This window comes from Aeromonas sp. XH (assembly GCF_033348475.1).
GTDB lineage: Bacteria > Pseudomonadota > Gammaproteobacteria > Enterobacterales > Aeromonadaceae > Aeromonas > Aeromonas sanarellii.
Genome location: NZ_CP137630.1, coordinates 2,156,272 through 2,178,781, shown reverse-complemented (window position 1 = coordinate 2,178,781; position 22,510 = coordinate 2,156,272). Strand labels below are relative to the sequence as shown.

Genomic DNA, 22,510 nt, shown 5'->3' with positions numbered 1-22,510 from the left:
TCTGAGGGATATACCCGCCTTGCAGAGGGGGATTCATGTCAATACTTGCTCCTGACTGTCCAGGAGCACACCAAACTCACCGATATATCCAACTGGTTTCAGTTCGATATAGCGGTTGTAGGAATAGCCTTTAGCTCTGGCATCGTTATATGGGCTTTGGGTTTAAAAGTGGGCGCAATTGCCCGATTAATCGTAGGTGCAAAAAGAGGATAAACGAGTATGCAAAATTATATCCGTAATGGTTCCATCGCTCTGGTGGGTTCCCTGGTCGCCATGGGTGCGAATGCTGAAGGTGGTGGTGCTGCTGCCGCTGCGGGGGCTGCTCTGGATCAGGCGCAAACTGACGTGAACATGACGTCGCCGAAGGTGATGATGGTCGTGGCTTCGGTCGTCGCCGTCACCATCCTGATCGGCCTGATGCGCAAAGCCTAAGCATGTCTTTGCTTATCGGGACGCTGTGGTTCCTGTTCTTTGTGGAAGGCTACAGATCATCGTTTTCGATATGACACAAGGCGGCCTCGGTCGCCTTTTTTATTGGGGGTCGTGTGAGAGTCCTTTATCTGCTGTTCCTGTGGCCGCTAGGGGCTCTCGCGAGCTGTCCGGCAGGTATCCAGTTATCCAACGTGCCAATCAGCACCGCGCTGCCCTATTGCGTCAAATGGGAGTCATCCACCCTGGGCGGCTGTGCGGTGGACTGCAAGGGCGTGTGCGTCGAGTTTCCGGCTAACGGCACCAAGGGGCCAATGGAGACGACGGGCGGGGAATGCGAGCTAGGTGGTGGTGATCCAGGTGGTGGTGATACGGGCGGCGGTGATACGGGTGGTGCGCCATATTATTACCCCTTTAAAAACCAAATAAGCCCTATTGGTGTTGGCGGTCAATATCAAGAGGCTGCGACGGCGGCTTTAAAGCAAATTGATGAGGATTTGCGTTGGACTGCTATTAAATTATATGGGCAAGGTGAGGAATCACTCGCCACATTCAAAACTTTTAGCCGTGACCTGACGAAAGTTACCGATGCCTTGACGATTCAAAGTAATAATGCCGAGGAATCAGGCAAGACTCAACTTGCTATTTGGCAGACTCTTAGCCGAAGTGAAGATTCATTGCTGCGTTTAACAAATTGCGTGACCAATCCGTTTAATAATAATTGTGGGCACTTGGCTGGTTCTGGTGAAAGTGGTGGTTCTTCGTCGGGTGATACGGCGGCAATTAAAAGCATGATGCAAACCGCCATGGGTTGGTGGGGCGGTACTCCTGGTGCGCTAAGTTCCATTAATTATGGCATGTCGTCTTTATCCACTGATGTCGCTCAATTAAAGGGCATGACAGAATATTTTGAAAAGCAGCAGGTGGGTTTTCAGGGACAGATGGCCGGTGATTTGGCGGCTATTAAAGATATGATGAAAAATGGTCAAGGTTCCGATGGCGAGGGTAATGCGGGCATAGACTATTCAAAAATGCCAGGGGCAGCGGATAATCCATTGCACGTGGCCGAATCAAAATATGAATCCACACTGTGCCAGGATGGTGATAATTGCGCGTTTAACCTGGGAAAAATCAATAAACAGTATGATGACAAGAAAACGGAGTTAAAAGATAAATACAAGGCGATTAAAGATGAAATTGCCGAAATATTTAGATTCCAATTCTCCGGCTCGGCCTCGGTGCCCAAGTGTTTTGATATGTATTCATTCGCTGGCAAGTCGTATTCTATTTGTCCTGATGTGGGCGCTTATTGGGAGCTGCTGGCGGCAGTCATGATGTTTATTTTCTATTTTATCGCCTTAATGATGGTGGCAAAGAGGTAAATCATGGAGTGGCTAGGTGATTTGTTTAGCGGGTTATTCAACGATATATATAATCTTGCTGTCCAGGTAACGGCCTGGATAACGGTGAAACTGGCGATTGAATGGGTCGAGTTCAAGCTGTTCATGCTGGCCTTCTCCTGGGATGTTGCCAGGGAAATCCTGATTAACCTGCAATTCAGCGACTTGATTTCGCAGTCCTTTAATAACTTGCCGGATTCGGTACGGGAGATATTGCTCTATCTGCACTTTGACAAGGGCCTGTCCATCATCACCCAGGCATTTGTTACCCGTTTCCTGCTTAACATATTCGGGTGGTGAGCCATGTCCATCAAAATCCATCACGGCGCCCCTGGTTCTTATAAGTCCTCCGGTGCCATTCATACCGATGTGATCCCGGCCATCAAGGCGGGTCGCTACATCATTACCAACGTGCGGGGCTTCTCGGTGGAGCGCTGCCGCGAGGTGCTGGGTAAGGATGTGCCAGACGGCTTTGAGGTGCTCTATGTTGAGACCGAATCCCAGGAGGGGCGTGATCATCTGGCTCGGTTCTACCACTGGGCACCCAAGGGGGCATTCTTCCTGGTCGATGAGGTGCAGCGGATATTTCCGCCAGCCTGGCGCCAGAGTGACCTGGATAGACTCGATTATCCTGGTGGGCCGGATAAGGCCAAGGAAGATGGCCGACCGGAAACTATCGACGTGGCTTTTGATATGCACCGTCACCACAACTGGGATTTCGTATTAACCACCCCGAACATTAAAAAGGTGCACCAGGTAATCCGGGCTGCTGCAGAAACCGCAATCCGCCATACCAATATGGCGATATTGGGGATTGGTGGCCGTTATAAGACCGTGCTTCACCTCTCCGATAACTCCGGCACCTCTTTATCTGACGTGCTGCAAGCCAAGCCATTCAACAAGGTGCCGAAATATGTTTTCAAGCTTTATGACTCGACTACAACCGGTAAAGTCTCGGATACAATCGCAGGCAGCTCGGTATTACGAGATCCTAAAGTTCTCTTTATTCTGGCGGTTTGGGGACTCTGTTTATATTTTGGCTTCATCAAGCCTGAGTATATTGACGCGCCTGCTAAGGCCCCTGCGCCCTCTCCTGCCGCTGCTTCGACTCCTGGGGCGGTGGGTGCTTCGCCCACTGCTGATGTACGTCCTGGTGGCGCTCCTGCTGCGTCTGCTGATGGCGTCTTTGCTGTAGGGCCCTTTGCGGGCTATCGCCTGATCATCAACTGCCATGTGCTGACCAAAAACAGCCGGGACGTCTACAACGTCGAGTATTGCTTTGCCCTGCGCAAAGGTGATGACGAACAAGCCATCTATGCCGAGGAGTGGCCGCAGTTCTTCGTGGACTTGAAGCCGATGACGGCCTGCCATGCGGTGATCCAGTACCAGGGGCAACCCGTGGATGTGTACTGCGACCCTGACGGGGATGCGCTGCGTAAACGGGTCAATGCTGCCCTCTTCGCGGGCCGGGATAGCGCAACTGAGCCAGTCGATGACCGGACATAACAATATCGGTGTCCGGGTATAAAAATGGTCACTGCGTAACGCGGTTTCTTATGTTAAATAAGGCTGTTAAAAGGAGTCGATGTGCTTGGGATCGTTGTGGTTTGCATTGATATTGCCATTCTGATCACGATTGGGAGCAATCCCGACTATTCCACCGAGGCCCGTTGGGCCTGCTTCGCCCTGGTGGTGCTGTTCTCACTGCCTTCCCTGCTCTGGCTCTTTGGAGGCCACCTCATGGAGCTGGAGGCTAAGTGGCAACACCACTGCCGCGCTAAACGCCGTGCTCGCGCTGCTGCTGCTCGCCTCAAGGCTGGTCACTGAACCCCAGGGGCGTGAGCCCCTATAAGGCGACACACTGAGGCCCATTGTCGGGAAGGTGGTAGGCTCGCCGAAACTTCTTTGGAGTGCCTCTGTGTGGCTGTAACCCTCCCCTTCCCTGCTAAACCGGCTTTTGAGGCTTTCCGACTCTGAGAGAAGTAAACGCCTCAGCGCAATATTCATGTCTAAACCATGCTGCTTTGAATAGGGTCTAAGCAAATGGGATGGGTTTCTCAGAATTAGTTGATTATAGCTTCTCTTCTGGGGCAGAATTTGTTGAAACGACTAAGGAGAGAGCGTTATGTTTGAGCTAAATAATCTTTATGGTGTGCTGATACCAGCGTTGTTTGCGTTGGCTTGGAGCAAGCCAGAATTATATATCCAAGAATCTAGCAAGTTATATGCATTGCTTTTTATTATTACTTCTGTTTTTGGTGTTTGGACTCTTTCTGTAAATATGATACATCATGGTATTTCTGACTTAGGCCTACCTATCGAATCATATAAGAAAGTTGTAGCTTATATAAATACCTTTAATATCCCGCCTGCATTATCTTTTATGCCGACAGTGCTCATTGTTTGTCATGTTTTTTTAGTGTGGTTTTCGGGCAAGCTTGTGGCTCATGAAAAGCAGAAGGCGACCCCCCCCGTGTAGTAATACGGGGGGAATTGTTACACTAGGACTATGCAACAGAAGATGGGTGCACAATGGGTCAAGATACAACCGAGCAACACCACACGACGAAGACGATTGCTGAAAGGCTTTCCAAGCTCTACATGTCCAGATCAGATTCGCAGCTGAGTTTTAAAGAGAAGCTTGACCTCTTGTTGGAGGATTTCCACAAAAGGGGGGCAGCAGGGGAGACATTGGAGGACGCAAAGAGTGGCCTTAATGGCCAGATGTACCCTATGCGTATGTACCACTCTTTGATCCGTGAATATACAGAGCAAGAGAGGCTGTATAAATATGCTGTAGATATAAAGAAAAATTCAGACTGGAATGAGTTAAAGGTTCATTTCAGAGGCTTGGTTTTTCGAGGCCTTACCACGCTGACTATCGGTGGTGCAATCATGTTTATCTATTGGCTTGCTGCTAGATGGGGTATTCAGTTACCGCTTCTTCGTATCCCTGTGTAAAAAGGGGGCTTCCGCCCCCTCTCCTGTCTAGTTGATGCCTAGCTTCTTCCGCCAGTAGAAGGCTTCCCTCTGCTTCTCTGACATTTCCGCCTGGATGATGGCCAGCGCCTCGATCCTCCTCTTGTCGAACATCACACCATTAGGTGCGATCAGACAGTCATTCTTCATACGCCAGCCTTCCCAGGCCTTGAAAATCGTGGGCAGCTCCCGCCCTGATGCCATACGCATAAGCCGTTTATAGACAGGTGGGATCTCTTTACCCTTATCCCAATATGTGACCTGTCTCACAGAAACGAAACATAGATTTGCCGTCTCCTCTTCCGATAAACCGCATTCAAACCAACGAAAAATGAAGTTTTTGGTCAACTCTCGTTCCATCCAAGTAAATACCTGATAAACCAGCAAAATTGCGTGGGCTGGCTTATCGGCAGGTTTCAGATGGGCATTTAACCAAACGCGACATTATACGCGGTTAATGGATTTCAGGGAAACCAACGGGCGATGGTTCGCCACCTCAGTATGACTTTTGTCGTGTCTTGATCTTGATGAACAGGTATTCGTGACTTGTCATCTGTTATCTCTCACCGCTCACGACCTCTACTCTTTCAGCCTGTCCAGCGGTTTGCGACTGGCGCTCTCGTGGCGTTCGCTGTTGCCGGTGTGCAGATATTTGGAGGTGGTGTCTATGCTGTCGTGTCCGGCGTCGGCTTGCACGTGGGACAGAGGCCGGCCATGCAGATTGATGTCGTGGGTGATGCCGGTATGGCGGATGGAATGCGGCGTCAGGGTGCGCATCTCGGCGGCATCCTGGGCAAAGCCATCCTGCTCGGCTAGGCTGGCCGCTTGCTCGAATACCGCCATCACCAAGTCGCGCAGTTGGCGGATCCCGAGATTGGCATTGAGCTCGCCTTGCTCCCGGCCATGGGCGGCCGCCTTGTGGCGTACGAACAGCGGCGTCTGTTCGCCCGGGGTTGGCAGCGGCGAGAGCCCAAGAAAGGTGCGATAACGTGCCAACGCCTCCAGCAAGGCCTGGGAGACGGCCACGGTGCGGCGTTTGCCGCCTTTGCTGCGGGGTATGTCATAGCCCCAGACCCCGGTCTTGCTGTCGCGGCGAAACTGGCTCATGACGGGACTGAAGCCGGGTCTGGCCGCCACCTCGGAGATCCGCAGATAACAGGCGTACATCAGGCAGATGAGAAACCGGCTGCGCTCATGCTGAGCCGGACATTCGGTTGCCAGCTGTTCGGCGGCCTGCATCACATAGGACCACTGCAGTTCGGTGAAGGATTGGGCCTCTTCGCCCGTATCCTGGCTGTCCGGTCGCTTCACCCGTTGCAGCAGGAGCGCCGGATTGCGGTCCATGTACTCCTCCTGAATGAGAAACTGGAAGAAGGCGGACAGGATGGCGAGCTTGGTTTTCATCGCCTGTTCGCTCAGACGATACGGCAGTTCCCGGCCGAGCTCACGTTTGCCCAGAAACGGACGCCACTGGGGATTGGGCAGCCTCTCCCCCCACTCCTTGTCGAATACGAACTGGGCGACGTTGCGATAGGCAATAAGCTCGGATGGCGGTGCCTGACAATAGTCGAGATAGCGCATCATGATGCGCCTGGTGAGGTCTTTCGGGCTGATGGCCACCTCGCAGAAGCACCAGTGCAGGAAGGTGGTCAGCTCGCTGCGGTAGGTCTTGTAATTGTTTTCGCTATGGCGCTGCTCCAGCAGCCAGTCGACGGCCAGCTCGTAGACGAGGCCCGCATCGGGGACAGTGCCAAGGCTCAGGGTGGCCAGGTACTGGTTGACCTGAGGGTTGCCGGCCTCCAGATGATTGACGCCATCGAACAGCGGCATGGCGGGTGGCAGTGAGGGATCTGTCATGGTGGTACTTGTGGTGTCGTTTGTTTGAATGAGTCTGGGTGGGCGCCACTGAACCCTGATGCCGATAAATAGGGTTATCGGCATCAGGGCCTGCCGGTTGTCTTGAGGTCGATGACCTGGAGATCCCGGTGTGGCCCCCATCATGACGAATACCAGGATTATTCAATGAATATGCAGCTTGGTTGGAAAATTCTCGGGGTAAATACCATTTAAAATGACTTGAATTGCTTTTTAAGTGCATATTCAGAGGGCCGCCGTTTTCTCGCAGCCCCCTGCCCGTTCGTTCGTGTCAGGCCACGCTCTTGAGGGCCTTGCCCTTCGGCGGCTCGGCATCCGCCTTCTCTTCCCTGGGGGCACTTCCCTGCCCTTTGCCCCCGCGCAGCACGTTCTGCAGCTGATCCCGCTGCTCGGCTAGGTAAAAGGCCAGGCTCTCCTGTTGCTCTGGTGCCAGCGCGATAGGGGCACCTGCCAGCAGCGTCATCAGTTCGTCGGCGGTATCCAGCAGCTTGTCATAGGCATCGGCCTCTTTCTTGCTGGCAAAGGTCATCTTCTCCACTCCCCCACGGACCACAACATACTTGATTTCAACGGCCATAGCGGCGTCCTCCTCTGATAGTGCACATGAGTATATGTATGGATATACAGTATTGCAAATCAGGATACGGAGGACGCGCAACCCAGCCCAGTGACGCTGAGCGAGTTGCGTTGACACTCCCCCTCGCCTGTCGCCCATTCTTCAGCCTTTTGCGCAGGCAGAAGGCCTTTCTTGGCGACAAGTCGGTGGTACGGCAAGACAGCGGAGGCGTTTTAGGGTAAATTTTATCAATTCCTTCAACAGGTTGAATCGTATGTCGGATCCGCACTCCGTGATCGTCTGTCCGGCCTGTGACTTGCTGATCGAACGCAAGTTGCTGCCGCTGCGCCGTCACGCCCATTGCCCCCGCTGTCACCAGCACCTCTACGGGCGCTATGCCTTTCGCCCTTCCCAGCTGATGGCGCTCACCATCACGGGTTTCCTGTTGTTGCCCTCCGCCTTTTTTGAGCCCCTGATCTATCTGCGTCTGGCCGGGGTCAACTCCGATGCCAACCTGGTCAAGGGCATACTCATGCTGTTTGCAGAGAGCGAAGTCTGGGTGGCGAGTCTGGTTCTCTGGTGCGCCGTGCTGGCGCCGACGGGGCTGTTGCTCGGAATTTTTGCCCTCGCCTCCGGTCTGGCCAAGCGCTGGCACTTGCTGGCGCCAACGCTGAAGTCGGTCGAGGTATTCCGGCACTGGGCCATGCTGGAGGTCTACATCGTCAGCCTGCTGGTCGCCCTGTTCAAACTGATCGACATCGCCGACGTGCGTCTGGGAGGCGGTCTGCTGAGCCTCGGCTGCCTGATGCTGCTCAACATGACGCTCTTGATCCTGTTCGATCCCGCCCCCTACTGGGAGCGGATACCGCTGCAACCAGCCTCCCTGGAGCCGGAACATGCACCCGACCAGCGCCCGTGAACTGGGGCTTTGCCGCTGCCATACCTGCGGCTTGCTGGTGCGTTACCAGAGCGCCATGAGCTGCCCGCGCTGTCACACCTCCTTGCAGATGCGCATCCCCCATTCGCTTGCCTGGTCGTGGGGCCTGCTGGCGCTGGCTACCTTCATGCTGCTGCCGGCCAACCTGCTGCCCATCACCCACTTCTACAACAAGGGATTATTGCAGTCCGATACCATTTTCAGCGGTATCATGGCGCTCTATCGCAGCAAGATGTCCGGCATCGCCACCATAGTGCTGACCGCGAGCATCATAGTCCCCATCGGCAAGATCCTGGGCCTTGGCTGGATCTGCTGGCAGTTGCAGCGCAGCAAGCCGGTGCGGCGCAAGCGCCAGCTCATCATGTACCGCATCATCGATTTCATCGGGCGCTGGTCCATGCTGGATCTGTTCGTCATCTCCCTGATGGTGGCCCTGGTGGATCGCGGTGTGCTGCTCAACGTGCGTGCAGGCCCTGGGGCGACGGCCTTCGCCGGCGTGGTGGTGCTCACCATGATGTCGGCCCGGATGCTCGATACCCGCCTGTTGTGGGACAAGGCGGCCCGTTAATCTCTTTTGTCTCGGATGTGCCGTGCCATCACGGCCAATGTAAGGAGTCGGTATGATCGGGGCTGAACCCGTCATTAAGAAACATCGCTGGTTATCCCCGGTCTGGCTGTTGCCCTTCATCGCCCTCTTGCTGGCGGGAGGCTTCATCTATCAGCAGTGGGCGAGCAGTGGCCAGCTGATCCGCATCAACTTTGCCCAGGGCAACGGCATCTTGCCGGGCAAGACCCAGCTGCGCTATCAGGGGGTGGCCATCGGCGTGGTCCAGGAGCTGGAGCTGGCGCAGGATGGTCGCAAGATCGCCGTGCTGGCCAAGGTCGACAGCCGCGCCCGCCCACTCATTCGCAAGGGGTCCGACTTCTGGCTGGTGAGCCCCAAGGCGTCGCTCACCGAGATCTCTGGCCTGGATACCCTGGTGTCCGGCAACTACATCAACCTTCAGCCCGGGCGGGAGAACAACCCGCTGGAAGATGAATTCGACGCCCTGGACGGCCCTCCCCCCGGCTATCAGGCCCAGGGGCGCACCCTGCACCTGACGGCCGACTCGCTGGGGTCGGTCGGCATCGGAGCCAAGATCTACTTCCGGGGCCTGGAGGTGGGCAGCGTCATCAACACCCGCCTCGGGGAAGAGAACCAGCACGTGATCCTGGATCTGGTGATAGAGCCGCGCTTCGAGCATCTAGTCAAGGTGGACAGCCGCTTCTGGAACATCAGCGGCATCAAGGGTTCCTTCAGTCTGGCGGGCGTCAGCGTGGAGGCCGGCAGCCTCACCTCCATCCTGAGCGGCGGCATCGCCTTCGATTCTCCCAAGGCTTCTCCGGTAGCCGAGAAGGGGCTCAACTTCGTGCTCTACAAGGGGCTGGCCGAGGCGGCCAGGGGCGAGCGCATCACCATCCAGGCGGGCGATCTGCCCATCATGGAGGGCATGCCCATTCTCTATGAAGGGATAGAGATTGGTCGGGTCGACCCCATTCGACTCACCGAGCAAGGCCGGGTCGTCACGGCGCTGATCAACCCCGAGCAGGCGTTTCGGATGACCGGCAAGAGCCGCCTCGTCTGGGAGACGGTCTCCCTCTCCCCGTCCGGGCTCAAGCATGCGGATCGCCTGCTGGCCGGGCCCGCCATCCGCCTCGACTATGCGGCGGGCGAGCGGGTCAGCACCATGACGCTGGAGAGCCAGGCCCAGCGCGGCGGCATCCCGCTGACCCTGCAGGCGGATGACCTCGCGGGATTGACCGAGGGGGCACCGCTCTGGTTCAAGGGTCTGCAGATAGGCCAGCTGGGGGCGCTGACCCTGGACGCCGGTGGCAATGCCAGCGTCGATCTGCTGGTGAACGAGCGGTATCGCCACCTGCTGCAGCGGGCTCGCTTCTATCGCGCCTCCCCCTTGCAGGTCGAGGCAGATCTGAGCGGCGTCAAGGTGGAAACCAGCCCGGCGAGTGCCTGGCTGGGGGGCGGGATCAAGCTGGTGCAGGCACCGGAGGGCGAGCGAATCGATCGCCTCTACCCCAGCCAGGAGCTGGCCCTGCTGGGCAGCCGCCACGCCAAGCCAGAACGCTGGGTGCTGCGCGCCGAGCAGGCCGATGGAATAGGCGTTGGCTCCCCTGTCCTCTACCTGGGGCTGGAGGCGGGCAAGGTCAAGGCGCTGAAGGCCGAGGGCAGCGGCGTGGCGATCACCCTGGAGATCGATGCCGTCTATGCGCCCCTGCTCAGGCAGCAGCCCCAGTTCTGGAAGAAGGCCGCCATCGACGGCAAGATCCGGCTCGATGGGGTGCAGGTCAAGATGGGGAACCTCGCCACCCTGCTGCGCGGCGCAATCGAGTTCGACAGGCTCGGCACCGGTCGCAGCAGCCATCAGCTCTTTGACAGCAAGGAGCAGGCCGGTACCCAGGTGCGTACCCTCACCCTGACCGCCGATCACAACCCGGGTCTCGGGGTGGGCAGCCCCATCCGCTATCGGGGGGTAGACATCGGCAAGGTGGAGCAGGTCGAACTGGATCCCTCCCTCGGACAGGTTCGTTTCAAGGCCGAGCTGGATCAGCAATATGCCGCCCGTTTCCTGCAGTCCGGGGCGCGCTATACCCTGGTGCAGGCCAAGGTCGGGCTCGGCGGGGTCGCCCATCTCGACACCCTGATCAAGGGCGCCTTCGTGGAAGCGAGCCCCGGTCAGGGGGCGGGCAAGGAGCGCTTCCCCCTGCACCAGAGCGGCCCCGTCGGCCTGGCGCTGACCCTCAAGAGCCCCTCCGTCGATGGCATCGGCGTCGGCAGCCCCCTGCTGTTTCGCAAGATGGTGGTGGGCAGCGTCACCGGCGTGACCCTGGCCCGGGATGGCAGCGAGGTGCTGATCGACGTGAACGTCGACGGGAATTATGCCCACCTGGTGCGCGCCAACAGTCGCTTCTGGAACGTCTCCGGCGTCAAGGCAGACATCGGCCTGACCGGCGGCACCATAGAGGTGGAGACAGTGCAGAGCCTGCTGGCCGGCGGCATCGCCTTCAATACCCCGGAGCGGGAGATGGGCGCCACCGTCAAGGCCGGCCATCGTTATCCGCTTCATGCCAAGGCCGAGAAGGAGTGGCTGGCGTGGAGCCCCCGCATCCTGCCCTGAGCCATCCCACATTCGTCAAAAACCGGCCCTGCGCCGGTTTTTTTATTGATTGGCCTCCTGTGGCCAGAGCAAAGGCGCCTGAAGAACAGGCCGGTGCTGTGGTAAGATGTCGCCCCTCATTTTGGGTCAGCGAGATTGCGCCGTGCACGACAACACCTACCTCCCCGATCACTTCCTACGCCACATTGCGGCCTTCATGCCGCCCCACCTCTCCATGGAGGACTTTGTGGCGAGTTGTCGGCGACCGCTGCGGCGCAGCATCCGGGTCAACACCCTCAAGATCTCCGTGTCCGACTTTATCGCCCGCATAGCGCCACTGGGCTGGCAGCTGGATCCCGTGCCCTGGTGCGACACCGGCTTCTGGCTCACTCGCAGCGATGAAAGCGTCCCCCTTGGCAACACCGCCGAGCACCTGTGCGGCCTCTTCTACATCCAGGAGGCGAGCTCCATGCTGCCGGTGACGGCGCTCTTCGCCAGCGATCGGCTCAAGCACGATGGCATGCTGCTGGATGCGGCGGCCGCTCCCGGCTCCAAGACCACCCAGATCGCGGCGCTGATGGAGAACCAGGGCATGCTGATCGCCAACGAGTTTTCCAGCAGCAGGCTGAAAGTGCTGAGCGCGAATCTCCAGCGTTGTGGCGTGACCAATGTCGGCATGACCCATTTCGATGCCAAGGTCTTTGGCCAGTGGCTGCCGGAAACCTTCGACGCCATTCTGCTCGACGCCCCCTGCTCCGGCGAGGGGACGGTGCGCAAGGATGAAGACGCCCTGCGCAACTGGAGCCTCGAGAGCATCGAGGAGATAGCGGCGGTGCAGCGGGGTCTGCTGGAGAGCGCCTTCCACGCCCTCAAACCCGGCGGCGTGCTGGTCTACTCCACCTGTACCCTTAGCCTGCAGGAGAATCAGGCCGTCTGTCAGTCGCTGCAGGAGAAGTTCGGCGATGCCCTGAGCGTTGACTCCCTGGCCGACCTCTTCCCCGATGCAGAGAAGGCCTGTACCCCGGAGGGATTCCTGCACGTCTGGCCCCAGATTTTCGACAGCGAGGGCTTCTTCGTCGCCAGGCTGCGCAAGCACCACTCGGTGCCCAACACCATGTTCAAGCCGGGCAAGCTCGGCAAGTTCCCCTTCTCTCCTCTGCCTGAGAAAGAGGCCGACCCCATGCTGCGGGAGATAGCGGCGAGCTTCGGCATCGCCCCCAGTGGCCGGCTGTTTGGGCGCAACGATGAGATCTGGCTCTTCCCCCGAGCCTTCGAGCAGGTACAGGGCAAGCTGCGCTTCGATCGCATCGGCATCAAGTTGGCGGAAACCTTCAAGAAAGGGTATCGACTGACCCATGAATGGGCGCTGGCCTACGGCACGCTGGCCACACGGGGATGCGTCGAGCTCGATGCCGCCAATGCGCGGGAGTTCATGATGGGCCGGGATGTCTGGCCCGAGCAGGATGCGGGGAGCGGCGAGGTGATCGTCCGCTATCAGGGGCACCCGCTCGGCATGGGGAAATGGGTGGGGAGCCGCATCAAGAATGCCCTACCCCGTGAGCTGGTACGGGACAACAACCTGTTCAATGAGTGAGGCCGGCACCCAGGAGTGAAAATGGCGCCTGTTCGAGTCTGAAAAACCCACACTCTGGTTGAACTTTTACCCGGTTCTTGAAATGCCCCTAGCCTTGTCTAAGCTTAAGGCTATCCGCATACCAGTTAGCGCACGGCTCTGCAAGGAGCCAATTCCCCTATGCCAGGTACAAGGAATTCGTACCTGGCTTTTTTTATGCTCCGTCTCTGTCCTACTCCAGGGCCTCCACCGGCGAATGCTCGGCGCGCACCCGGGTGACCAGTTCGTGCTGGTAGAGCAGATCGATCGCCTGCTCGATGAGGGAAGCCTGGCTGTCCTCCAGATGGAGACCCAGCTCCTGCAACCGTTCGGCGTGACGATTGCTTATCCAGCATTGCAGCCGGCTATGGGTCTCCTGCTTGCGCTTCACATGCTGGCGCTGCCGTTCGGCATTGTCTTGTGCCCCGGCGCTTTTGATTTCCTGGCTCATTATGTCCTTGCTGAATTGGATAAACTCGACACGTTATCTCTCACGCCTTCCTGTACGGAGAGCATCGGGAGGCAAATCCTCCCCTGCGGATAGGTATGCGGAGAAGTGCGGCAAATATATCATCAAATCAACTAGATGCCATTTAACATAAGAAACAAAGTGACGCGGTTTTTCAGAGCAGGCCCGCGAGGGCGTGATCGGAGAACTTGTGTGCGTCGTCGAAGTACTCCTGCAGGGTGCGCATGTCCTTGTGGCGAGTCACCTCGATGATCTTGTTCATGGGCTTGCCCGCCGTCACCGCCGAGGTGATGAAACCTCGGCGCAGGCTGTGGCCGCTGACATGGAGGTCGTCGATGGCCTGGCCGGTACGACGCTTGATCATAAGGTTGATCCCCTGTGGTCCCAGGGGATCGGCCGTGAGTTGTCCCCAGCGGTTCATCCGGCGAAACAGGGGGCCCGCCTCTATCCGGCTCTTCTTCAGCCAGCACTGCAGCGCCGACACCGGGCAGTAGTGCTGGCCCGGGATGAGGGCGATCTCGGACTCATGGAGCTGATGCTTGCTCGGCTTGAGGCGAAGCCGTATCCCCTGCCCCACGAACTGCAGGTCATCCACCTCGATCCTAGCCGCCTCCGAGCGGCGCAAGGCGCCGCTGAACATCAGGAGCAACAGGGTGTAATCCCGAAGCCCCGCCAGGCTGTTGGTATCTATCTCGTCCAGCACGCAGGCGAGCGGTGTCAGGGTCAGCGCCCCCGTCTTGCGTTTGCGGTTGTCACCGAGACGCACTATGCCGCGCATCATCTCCTTGATCTCCGCATGCTCGGTCGGCATGGGATGGATGCCCTTCTGCTTGAAGGCATAGCGAATACCGGCAAGCCGTCGTACCAGAGTGGCTGGTTTGCGAGGCTCCCCGTTGCGAAGCTCCCCCTTCCCCTCTTCCTTGTCCAACCATACCCAGTCCGCCAGGATGCCGTCCGCCTGATCCGCGAGAAAGTTCATGATGTCGTGGTGAGTGGTCTGCAAGGGATCCAGTCCGTGCAACTGGCACCAAAAGACAAAGATACGGGTATCCGCCTGGTAGGCATTGAGGGTGGAGCCGGCTTTGGCACTGCGTAAAAAACGTCTGGCCCGGCTATTGAGCTGTGAGTCGAATACGGCCTGCAGCGAGTGCTGTGCCGGACTTGGGAAGGTGGAGTGGGTCACTTAACTCTATGATTTAATGTGAAGTTGAGGAGGATCTTACAGGATCTTGCGGATCCATCAAGTATCGATAATGAATATTATCGATACTTATAGAGGTATGTATTTAAGCAGCTTCCAACCTCCTCTCATTTCATCGACAAATTTGATACCGGGTATATTGTTATTCAGGTAGCTATCCCATCGGAGAGTATTTGTGAGAGATAACGACATGGCCTATTGATATTATTGAGGGGGTTGCCGTAATGATTTGAAATAAACAGCCCCGATATTCGGGGCTGTTTATGATTATTTCTTCGCCAGCTTGAATAATTCGAAGAAATTGCGGCTGGTGGCCTCGGCCAGCTCGGCGAGCGGGATCTGGCGCAGGTCGGCGATAAACTGGGCAACGTCCCGAACGAAAGCCGGTTCATTTTCCCTCCCCCTGTGGGGAACGGGGGCAAGGTAAGGGGAATCCGTCTCGACCAGCAGGCGCTCCAGGGGCAACGCCTTGACCACCTCCTGCAAGGCTGCGGCATTCTTGAAGGTGGCTATCCCTGAAATGGAGATATAGAACCCCATTTCCATCGCGGCCTGTGCCATCTCGAGGGACTCGGTGAAGCAGTGCAACACGCCGCCCACCTGGCTGGCCCCCTCCTCCCGCATGATCTGCAGGGTATCCTCCTGGGCATCCCGGGTGTGGATGATGAGGGGCTTGTTCAGCGCCCGCGCCACCCGGATATGTTCCCGGAAGGAGGCCTGCTGCACCTCCTTGTTCTCCGGCGAATAGAAGTAGTCGAGCCCGGTTTCACCAATGGCCACCACTCTCTCATCCGCAGCCTGGGTCAGCAGCAGTTCACCATCCACGCCGGGATCCTGATTGAGGGGATGCACCCCGCAGGAGGCAAACACCTGGGGATAGGGCGCGATGGCGGCCAGCATGGTCGGAAACTGCGCCTGGGTCACGCTCACGCAGAGAAAATATCCCACATCCTGTTTTGCCGCCTTGGCCAGCACATCGGCCATGTCGGTCTGCTTGCTGCCATAGCTCAGGCGATCGAGGTGGCAATGGGAATCAACGAGTAACATAGACAACCTTGTTCATAACCAGCGGTGGAGCCAGTTCATCAGATGAATGGTGGGATTGGAGAGCTGCCCCGGCTGACAGGCCTCCTTGAGCGCGACGAGTTGCTGCTCCGCCTCGAGCAGCCGCTCGCTGCCGTGACGCTCGGCCAGTTGCTGGCTGAGGGTCGCCAGATCCGGCATCGCCAGCTGGTGATGGCCACAGCCCGCCTGGGTCTTGAGCGCATCGCATAGGAAGAGCTGCAGCCAGTGCAGCCTGACCTGGCAGTCCTCCGCCAGCTGGGCGCAGACGCTGGTCGCCCGGGTCGGCGTCTGGGACAGGGAGACGAAACTCTCCAGCAGCTCCCGGCGGGCAGCGTCCTGCTGCTCCTCGATATAGCGCAGCACCCGCAGCGGCGCTCCCTGGCAGATCCGCACCTGAGCCTGGGTAGCCTGATACCCCTGCTGTGCCAGCCAGGCCAGGGTCTCTCCCTCCGCCGGCAACCGGCAGACATGCTTGTGACAACGGCTGAGAATGGTGGGCAACAAGCGGGAGATCTGGGAGGCGATAAGCAGCAAGAGGCTGTCACCCGCCGGCTCCTCCAGGGTCTTCAGCAAGGCGTTGGCGGCGGATTCGGTCATGCGCTCGGCATCTTCAATGATCACCACCTTGCCGCGGCCGAGCTGGGCCGTGCTCTGCAAGCGGCCGCAGATCTCGCGGATGGCCTCGACCCCTATGGTCTTGCCCTCGGGCCCCAGGGTGCCGAGATCCGGGTGATGGCCCTTCTCGAACAACTGGCAGGAGTGACACTGACCGCAGGGCTCGCCCCGTTGCGGTTGCTGGCACAGGTGCAGTCGGGCCAGGCGCTCGGCCAGCAGCTCCTTGCCAAGGCCGGGATCCCCGAGCAGCAGCCAGGCGTGTCCGAGCCGTCCGGCCTGGGCCGTCTGGCTCAGGGCATGCCAGTCCGGGATCAGCCAGGGATGCATAGCCCCTCGCTTGCGAGGTAGTGATCCAGCGCGGTCTCGATGGCAGCCTTGACCCGGTCCGGCGTCTGGCCGGCATCGATCACCAGGATGCTGTCATCCTTGGCCGCAAGTTCCAGATAGCGGGCGCGGGTGCGCTCGAAGAAGCTGAGCTGCTCCAGCTCGATCCTGTCCAGCTCGCCGCGGTGGCGGGCCCGCTGCAGACCGATGGCGGGATCGATATCGAGATAGAGGGTCAGGTCCGGCTTGAAGTCGCCGAGCACCGCCCGCTTGATGGCTCCGATGAGATGGGCATCGATGCCGCGCCCGCCACCCTGGTAAGCCTGGGAGGAGAGATCGTGCCTGTCCCCCACCACCCAGATCCCCTCGGCCAGCGCCGGCTTGATGCGGGTCTCGACCAGCTGGACCCGGGAGGCGTACATCAGCAGCAGCTCGGCCTCGACGGTCAGACGCTCGTCGTGCACCTCCTTGACGATGGCGCGCATCCGCTCCGCCAGCGGTGTGCCGCCCGGCTCGCGGGTGCACTCGATGCGCTCGATACCGTGGGCCCGCAAATAGTCGGTCACGTAGCGCACAGCGGAGCTCTTCCCTGCCCCTTCCAATCCTTCAATCACGATAAATTTAGACATTAGGGCTTCTTCAATATGTATTCGCGTACCGCCCGATTGTGTTCATCGAGGGTCTTGGAGAAATAGTGGGCCCCGCCTCCCTTGGCGACGAAGTAGAGATAGTCGGTCGACTTGGGATTGAGGGCCGCCTCGATGGACGCCTTGCCCGGCATGGCGATGGGGGTAGGCGGCAGGCCATCGATCACATAGGTGTTGTAGGGGTTCACGTCGGTCAGATCGCTGCGGCGAATGTTGCCGTCGTACCTGTCTTTCACCCCGTAGATGACGGTGGGATCGGTCTGCAGCTTCATGCCGAGGCGCAGGCGATTGACGAACACAGAGGCGATCTGGGCCCGTTCATCCGGCTGACCCGTCTCTTTCTCTATGATGGAGGCCATGATGAGCGCCTCATAGGGGGTCTTGTAGGGCAGATTGGCCTGACGTTTCTCCCAGGACGCGTCCAGGAAGGCTTTCATGTCCTGGTAGGCGCGGCGCAGGATGGAGATGTCGCTGGCATGGGTGGTATAGGCGTAGGTTTCCGGCAGGAACCAGCCCTCCAGCTTGCCATTCTCGATGCCGAGCTCCTGGGCCAGATCCGCCTCGCTCTGCTCCACGGTGAGGCGCTCCAGATAAGGGGCGCTGGAGAGCTGCTTCAGCCAGTCTTCGAAACGGGAACCCTCGACAAAGGTCAGACTGAAGTGAAACTCCTTGCCGGAGGCGAACAGGGAGAGGGTCTCCTTGAGCGGGGCCCCTTCCTTGATCTCGTAAGTGCCTGACTTGATGGCCACCAGTTCAGGATGGCCGCGCAGCCAGAGCCGCACCGCCCAGGGACTGGTTTCCCCCTCCCCCAGCTCGGCAATCAGGCGCGCCGCGTGGGCGCCTTTCTCGACGGTAAAGAGGCGGGTCGGCCCCTTGTTGGTGAGCGTCTCCACCTGCTGCCATTTGTAATATACGTACCCCCCCGCGGCGGCAACGGTCAACGCCGCCCCCGCGAGCAGGGTGTAGAGCCGATTAAACTTCAATGACCAAACGCTCCTGTAAACGGCGGATCAATACCGGGCTGGGATAGTGCACATCCCCGATGCTGGTGATCGGCACTATGCCCATCAGGGTATTGGTCAACCATACTTCTTCGGCCTGCCACAGCGACTCCAGCGGAGCCTCCACGACACGCAGTTCAATGCCCATCTGTTTAAGCATCGTCATCACTCGCTTGCGCATGATGCCATCGATCCCGGCGCGGGAGAGATCCGGCGTGAACACCGTCCTGCCGCGACGCCAAAACAGATTTGCGCTGACCCCTTCTACCAGAAATCCCCGGCTGTTCAAGACTATACCTTCGACCCCGCCGCGCGCCGCAAGTTCGCGTTTCAGCATCACTTGTTCGAGGCGCCCCAGCGTCTTGAGGCCCGCCAGCATGGGGGCCTCACCGAGCGGCTGCTGACAGACAAGGGTCGCGATGCCGTGCTGCTGCCAGCCAGGATAATGCTCCGGGTAGGGGGCGAGGGAGACGATGCGGGTCGGTGCATCGCAGCCGCCGCTGTCATAACCCCGTCCGCCAACGCCTCGGGTCAGTACGACCTTGACGACAGCCTGCGTCTGTCCTGCCGCCATTTGCGCCACCTCGGCGGCAAGGGCATCCCAGGGTTGTTCGGCAAGGCCGAGCCTGGCGTTGGCATGCTGCAACCTGGCCAGGTGCGCCGGCCACCAGACCACCTCCCCTGCTTTCACCAGCATGGTGGTGAAATGGCCGTCGCCATACGCCAGACCACGATCCCTGGCGCTGAGGCTTTCTGTCGCTATTCCATTAATCAGCAAGGGGATCCCTCCGATAAAAAAGGCCCGATACTGGGTATCGGGCCTCATGGTTCGCCCAAGGCGAATTATACGCGTTTGAAGATCAGGGAGCCATTGGTGCCGCCAAACCCGAAGGAATTGGACAGGGCATACTCGAACTGGCCTGCCTTGGCCACATGGGGCACCAGATCCAGATCGCACTCCTCATCCGGGTTGTCCAGGTTGATGGTGGGGGCCACCATCTGGTCGCGCAGGGAGAGCACGGTAATGATCGCCTCGATGGCGCCCGCCGCCCCCAGCAGGTGGCCAGTCATGGACTTGGTGGAGCTGACCATCAGGGACTTGGCATGTTCGCCAAACACCTTCTTCATGCCGCGCAGCTCGGCCACATCGCCGAGGGGGGTGGAGGTGCCGTGGGCGTTGATGTAACCCACCTGCTCGGGCGCGATGCCGGCATCCTTGATGGCGTTCTTCATGGCGCGCGCGCCACCGTCACCGTCAGAGGGCGGTGCCGTCATGTGATAGGCGTCGCCACTCATGCCAAAACCGACCAGCTCGGCGTAGATCTTGGCGCCGCGGGCCTTGGCGTGTTCGTACTCTTCCAGCACCAGTACGCCGGCACCGTCACCCAGCACGAAGCCGTCGCGATCCTTGTCCCAGGGACGGCTCGCCTTGGTCGGCTCGTCATTGCGGGTGGAGAGCGCCTTGGCAGCAGCAAAACCACCCATGCCCATGGGGGTGGAGGCCTTCTCGGCACCGCCGGCGACCATCACGTCCGCGTCACCGTAGGCGATCATCCGGCCTGCCATGCCGATGGCATGGGTACCCGTGGTACAGGCGGTGGTGACGGCGATGTTCGGACCCTGCAGGCCTTTCATAATGGAGAGATGACCGGACACCATATTGATGATGGTGGACGGCACGAAGAAGGGGCTCAGCTTGCGGGGGCCGCCGTTGACGAGGCTGCTGTGGTTCTGCTCGATGAGACCCAGGCCGCCGATGCCGGAACCGATGGCGACGCCAACCCGCTCCGCGTTTTCTTCGGTGATGGCCAGGCCGGAATCGTCCAGGGCCTGCACGCCCGCCGCCACGCCGTACTGGATGAAGAGATCCATCTTGCGGGCTTCTTTGCGGTTGATGCCGAACGCTTCGGGGTCGAAATCTTTGACCAGGCCGGCGAAACGGGTCGCATACTCGCTGGCATCAAAATGGTCGATGAGGGAAATGCCGCTCTGCCCCTTGAGCAGGGCTTGCCAGCTGGATTCGGCAGTGTTGCCCACCGGGGAAAGCATCCCCAAGCCGGTCACCACGACTCTGCGTTTTGACACTGAGGTAGTCTCCGAGAGGTGTTTTGAAAGGGGTAAACATAAAAGAAGCGGCCCTTGGGCCGCTTCCTTCAGAACAGGAACTTATTCCTGATTAGCGGTGATGTAGTCGATAGCCGCTTGAACAGTGGTGATCTTCTCGGCTTCTTCATCAGGAATTTCGGTATCGAATTCTTCTTCCAGCGCCATTACCAGTTCAACGGTATCCAAAGAGTCAGCGCCCAGGTCGTCGACGAAGGAAGCAGCGTTCTTCACGTCTTCTTCTTTAACACCCAGTTGTTCGATGATGATTTTCTTTACGCGTTCTTCGATGTTGCTCATGACCTGAATTTTCCTTTAAAAATACGCTATTGCGTCTGGTTGGGGTAGTGTATTCAATTGACGTGAGTTTGCAAGTGACTTGCCGCTGGTCAAACCACGAAATTCGCCAAACTTCGGCGTATTATCGCAAATTTGAACAGAACTCACGACAAATTGATTACACCATGTACATCCCGCCATTAACATGCAGGGTTTCGCCGGTGATATAGGCGGCATCATCCGATGCCAAGAATACCACAGCGGCAGCAATTTCCTTCGGATCGCCCAAACGGGCGGCAGGCACCTGGTTCATGATGCCGGCGCGCTGTTCTTCGTTGAGCGCCTTGGTCATGTCGGTCTCGATGAAACCGGGAGCAACCGCGTTCACCGTGATGCCACGGGACGCCACTTCACGGGCCAGCGACTTGGTGAAGCCGACCAGACCTGCCTTGGCAGCAGCATAGTTGACCTGACCGGCATTGCCCATGGTACCGACCACGGAGCCGATGCTGATGATGCGACCGTTGCGCTTCTTCATCATGGCACGCAGCACCGGTTTGCTCAGACGATAGAGAGAGGTCAGATTGGTATCGATGATCTCGTTCCACTCGTCATCCTTCATCCGCATCAACAGGTTGTCGCGGGTAATGCCAGCGTTGTTGATCAGGATGTCGATGTCACCGAAGCGTTCCTTGATGGCGGCAAAGACAGTCTCGATGGATTCCTGGCTGGTCACGTTCAGTGCCATGCCACAGCCCTGCTCGCCCAGATAGGCGCTGATGGCCTCGGCACCGCTCTCGCTGGTCGCCGTGCCCACCACTTTCGCACCACGGGCAGCAAACGTCTCGGCAATCGCACGACCGATGCCACGACTGGCACCGGTGACCAACACAACCTTATCGGTAAAACTCATGACTTGCTCCTGTTTACTTGATCTGGGCCAGTGCCTGCTCGAACGAGGCTGCGTCGTTGGCGTGAATGCCTTCCACCCGCGCATCGATGCGCTTGGCCAAGCCAGTCAGCACCTTGCCCGGCCCCATCTCGATCTCGAGGGTAATGCCGTCGTTGGCCATGCGCTCGACCGTCTCGGTCCAGCGAACCGGGCTGAACAGCTGGCGCACCAGGGCCTGCTTGATGGCGGCCGGATCCTGCTCACAGGATACGTCGACATTATTGATGACGGCGATGGCGGGAACCTTGATCTCGATCCCATCCAGGGCGGCGGCCAGCTTTTCGGCGGCCGGTTTCATCAGCGCGCAGTGAGACGGCACGGAAACCGGCAGCGGCAGCGCACGCTTGGCGCCCGACTCCTTCATCAGCACGTTGGCGCGCTCGACGGCCTCTTTGTGACCGGCGATGACCACCTGGCCCGGGGAGTTGAAGTTGACCGGAGAGACCACCTGACCTTGCGCGGCTTTCTCGCAGTTGGCGGCGATGCTGTCATTGTCCAGCCCGATGATGGCGGCCATGGCACCGGTGCCTTCCGGCACGGCCTCCTGCATGGCCAGACCACGCAGCTCGACCAGCTTGACCGCATCGGAAAACGCCAGCGCTCCGCTGCACACCAGGGCGGAGTATTCCCCCAGGCTGTGGCCGGCCATCACGGCGGGAGTTGCCCCCCCCTGCTGCTGCCACAGGCGCCACAGGGCGACGGAGGCGGTCAGCAGTGCGGGCTGGGTGCGCCAGGTCTTGTTCAGATCCTCGGCCGGCCCTTCCATGACCAGGGCAAACAGGTCATAGCCCAGCACCTGGCTCGCCTCGGCGAAGGTCTCTTTAATCACGGCGTGTTGCTCGGCAAGTTCAGCCAGCATGCCGACGCTCTGGGAGCCTTGTCCCGGGAAGGCAATGGCAAATCGGGTCATCATT

Annotated in this window: 25 protein-coding genes; 11 read left to right on the top strand and 14 right to left on the bottom strand. The window is 58.8% G+C overall.

Annotated features, from left to right (window positions below; all coding sequences use genetic code 11):
• Positions 1 to 219: 219 nt before the first annotated feature.
• From R2B70_RS10145 to R2B70_RS10115, 7 genes are all read left to right on the top strand, one after another.
• Entirely contained in the window at positions 220 to 432 is a 213-nt protein-coding gene (locus R2B70_RS10145) for a hypothetical protein (RefSeq protein ID WP_042076273.1), read from the top strand.
• A 191-nt stretch (positions 433 to 623) separates the two neighbouring features.
• Entirely contained in the window at positions 624 to 1,811 is a 1,188-nt protein-coding gene (locus R2B70_RS10140) for a hypothetical protein (protein ID WP_318161377.1), read from the top strand.
• 3 nt (positions 1,812 to 1,814) lie between these two features.
• Complete coding sequence (locus R2B70_RS10135) at positions 1,815 to 2,129, top strand: DUF2523 family protein (protein ID WP_042076275.1); 315 nt, start codon at positions 1,815 to 1,817, stop codon at positions 2,127 to 2,129.
• A gap of 3 nt (positions 2,130 to 2,132) precedes the next feature.
• Positions 2,133 to 3,335, top strand: a complete 1,203-nt coding sequence (locus tag R2B70_RS10130; RefSeq protein ID WP_318161376.1) for a zonular occludens toxin family protein — start codon at positions 2,133 to 2,135, stop codon at positions 3,333 to 3,335.
• 81 nt (positions 3,336 to 3,416) lie between these two features.
• A complete protein-coding gene (locus R2B70_RS10125; protein WP_318161375.1) occupies positions 3,417 to 3,656 on the top strand; it encodes a hypothetical protein in 240 nt (79 codons plus the stop codon).
• A gap of 298 nt (positions 3,657 to 3,954) precedes the next feature.
• Positions 3,955 to 4,308, top strand: a complete 354-nt coding sequence (locus R2B70_RS10120; RefSeq protein ID WP_318161374.1) for a hypothetical protein — start codon at positions 3,955 to 3,957, stop codon at positions 4,306 to 4,308.
• A gap of 53 nt (positions 4,309 to 4,361) precedes the next feature.
• On the top strand, positions 4,362 to 4,790 hold the full coding sequence (locus R2B70_RS10115; protein WP_318161373.1) for a hypothetical protein: 429 nt from the start codon (positions 4,362 to 4,364) through the stop codon (positions 4,788 to 4,790).
• Between the two features lie 27 nt (positions 4,791 to 4,817).
• Here R2B70_RS10115 and R2B70_RS10110 read toward each other — a convergent pair whose 3' ends face one another.
• From R2B70_RS10110 to R2B70_RS10100, 3 genes are all read right to left on the bottom strand, one after another.
• Positions 4,818 to 5,168, bottom strand: coding sequence for a DUF3653 domain-containing protein (locus R2B70_RS10110; protein ID WP_318161372.1), 351 nt, complete (start codon positions 5,166 to 5,168; stop codon positions 4,818 to 4,820).
• A 219-nt stretch (positions 5,169 to 5,387) separates the two neighbouring features.
• Entirely contained in the window at positions 5,388 to 6,665 is a 1,278-nt protein-coding gene (locus R2B70_RS10105; protein WP_318161371.1) for a site-specific integrase, read from the bottom strand.
• Positions 6,666 to 6,954: 289 nt separating this feature from the next.
• On the bottom strand, positions 6,955 to 7,260 hold the full coding sequence (locus tag R2B70_RS10100; RefSeq protein WP_318161370.1) for a YebG family protein: 306 nt from the start codon (positions 7,258 to 7,260) through the stop codon (positions 6,955 to 6,957).
• A gap of 253 nt (positions 7,261 to 7,513) precedes the next feature.
• Between R2B70_RS10100 and R2B70_RS10095 the strand changes: the two genes are divergently transcribed.
• The 4 genes from R2B70_RS10095 (at position 7,514) to rsmF (ending at position 12,922) form a co-directional block, all read left to right on the top strand.
• Complete coding sequence (locus R2B70_RS10095; protein ID WP_209792353.1) at positions 7,514 to 8,158, top strand: paraquat-inducible protein A; 645 nt, start codon at positions 7,514 to 7,516, stop codon at positions 8,156 to 8,158.
• Positions 8,136 to 8,744 (top strand): paraquat-inducible protein A, encoded by a 609-nt coding sequence (locus R2B70_RS10090; RefSeq protein ID WP_318161369.1) that lies wholly within the window; start codon positions 8,136 to 8,138, stop codon positions 8,742 to 8,744. The genes R2B70_RS10095 and R2B70_RS10090 overlap by 23 nt, the downstream gene beginning before the upstream one ends.
• 52 nt (positions 8,745 to 8,796) lie before the next feature.
• On the top strand, positions 8,797 to 11,349 hold the full coding sequence (locus R2B70_RS10085; protein WP_318163306.1) for an MlaD family protein: 2,553 nt from the start codon (positions 8,797 to 8,799) through the stop codon (positions 11,347 to 11,349).
• 142 nt (positions 11,350 to 11,491) lie between these two features.
• Positions 11,492 to 12,922 carry a 16S rRNA (cytosine(1407)-C(5))-methyltransferase RsmF gene (gene rsmF, locus R2B70_RS10080; protein ID WP_318163342.1) on the top strand — a complete coding sequence of 477 codons (1,431 nt, stop codon included), beginning with the start codon at positions 11,492 to 11,494 and terminating at the stop codon, positions 12,920 to 12,922.
• A 211-nt stretch (positions 12,923 to 13,133) separates the two neighbouring features.
• Here rsmF and R2B70_RS10075 read toward each other — a convergent pair whose 3' ends face one another.
• The 11 genes from R2B70_RS10075 to fabD form a co-directional block, all read right to left on the bottom strand.
• A complete protein-coding gene (locus tag R2B70_RS10075) occupies positions 13,134 to 13,391 on the bottom strand; it encodes a RepB family protein (RefSeq protein WP_042076293.1) in 258 nt (85 codons plus the stop codon).
• Between the two features lie 172 nt (positions 13,392 to 13,563).
• The gene (locus tag R2B70_RS10070; protein WP_318163341.1) at positions 13,564 to 14,553 is read right to left on the bottom strand and encodes a site-specific integrase; all 990 of its coding nucleotides are present in this window, start codon (positions 14,551 to 14,553) and stop codon (positions 13,564 to 13,566) included.
• Positions 14,554 to 14,877: 324 nt separating this feature from the next.
• Complete coding sequence (locus R2B70_RS10065; RefSeq protein WP_042076296.1) at positions 14,878 to 15,657, bottom strand: TatD family hydrolase; 780 nt, start codon at positions 15,655 to 15,657, stop codon at positions 14,878 to 14,880.
• A 12-nt stretch (positions 15,658 to 15,669) separates the two neighbouring features.
• Complete coding sequence (gene holB / locus R2B70_RS10060; RefSeq protein WP_318163305.1) at positions 15,670 to 16,617, bottom strand: DNA polymerase III subunit delta'; 948 nt, start codon at positions 16,615 to 16,617, stop codon at positions 15,670 to 15,672.
• The gene (gene tmk / locus R2B70_RS10055) at positions 16,602 to 17,243 is read right to left on the bottom strand and encodes a dTMP kinase (RefSeq protein ID WP_318163304.1); all 642 of its coding nucleotides are present in this window, start codon (positions 17,241 to 17,243) and stop codon (positions 16,602 to 16,604) included. Before tmk ends, holB begins: the two co-directional genes overlap by 16 nt.
• Positions 17,243 to 18,244: an endolytic transglycosylase MltG gene (gene mltG / locus R2B70_RS10050; RefSeq protein ID WP_042076299.1), complete on the bottom strand. Its 1,002-nt coding sequence runs from the start codon at positions 18,242 to 18,244 to the stop codon at positions 17,243 to 17,245. Before mltG ends, tmk begins: the two co-directional genes overlap by 1 nt.
• Entirely contained in the window at positions 18,234 to 19,088 is an 855-nt protein-coding gene (gene pabC, locus R2B70_RS10045; protein WP_318163303.1) for an aminodeoxychorismate lyase, read from the bottom strand. The genes mltG and pabC overlap by 11 nt, the downstream gene beginning before the upstream one ends.
• Before the next feature lie 17 nt (positions 19,089 to 19,105).
• On the bottom strand, positions 19,106 to 20,347 hold the full coding sequence (gene fabF, locus R2B70_RS10040; RefSeq protein ID WP_042076303.1) for a beta-ketoacyl-ACP synthase II: 1,242 nt from the start codon (positions 20,345 to 20,347) through the stop codon (positions 19,106 to 19,108).
• Positions 20,348 to 20,428: 81 nt separating this feature from the next.
• Positions 20,429 to 20,665, bottom strand: a complete 237-nt coding sequence (gene acpP, locus R2B70_RS10035) for an acyl carrier protein (protein WP_005300909.1) — start codon at positions 20,663 to 20,665, stop codon at positions 20,429 to 20,431.
• Between the two features lie 157 nt (positions 20,666 to 20,822).
• A complete protein-coding gene (gene fabG, locus R2B70_RS10030; protein ID WP_216990270.1) occupies positions 20,823 to 21,557 on the bottom strand; it encodes a 3-oxoacyl-ACP reductase FabG in 735 nt (244 codons plus the stop codon).
• A gap of 13 nt (positions 21,558 to 21,570) precedes the next feature.
• Positions 21,571 to 22,506, bottom strand: a complete 936-nt coding sequence (gene fabD / locus R2B70_RS10025; protein ID WP_209792327.1) for an ACP S-malonyltransferase — start codon at positions 22,504 to 22,506, stop codon at positions 21,571 to 21,573.
• Positions 22,507 to 22,510 lie beyond the last annotated feature (4 nt).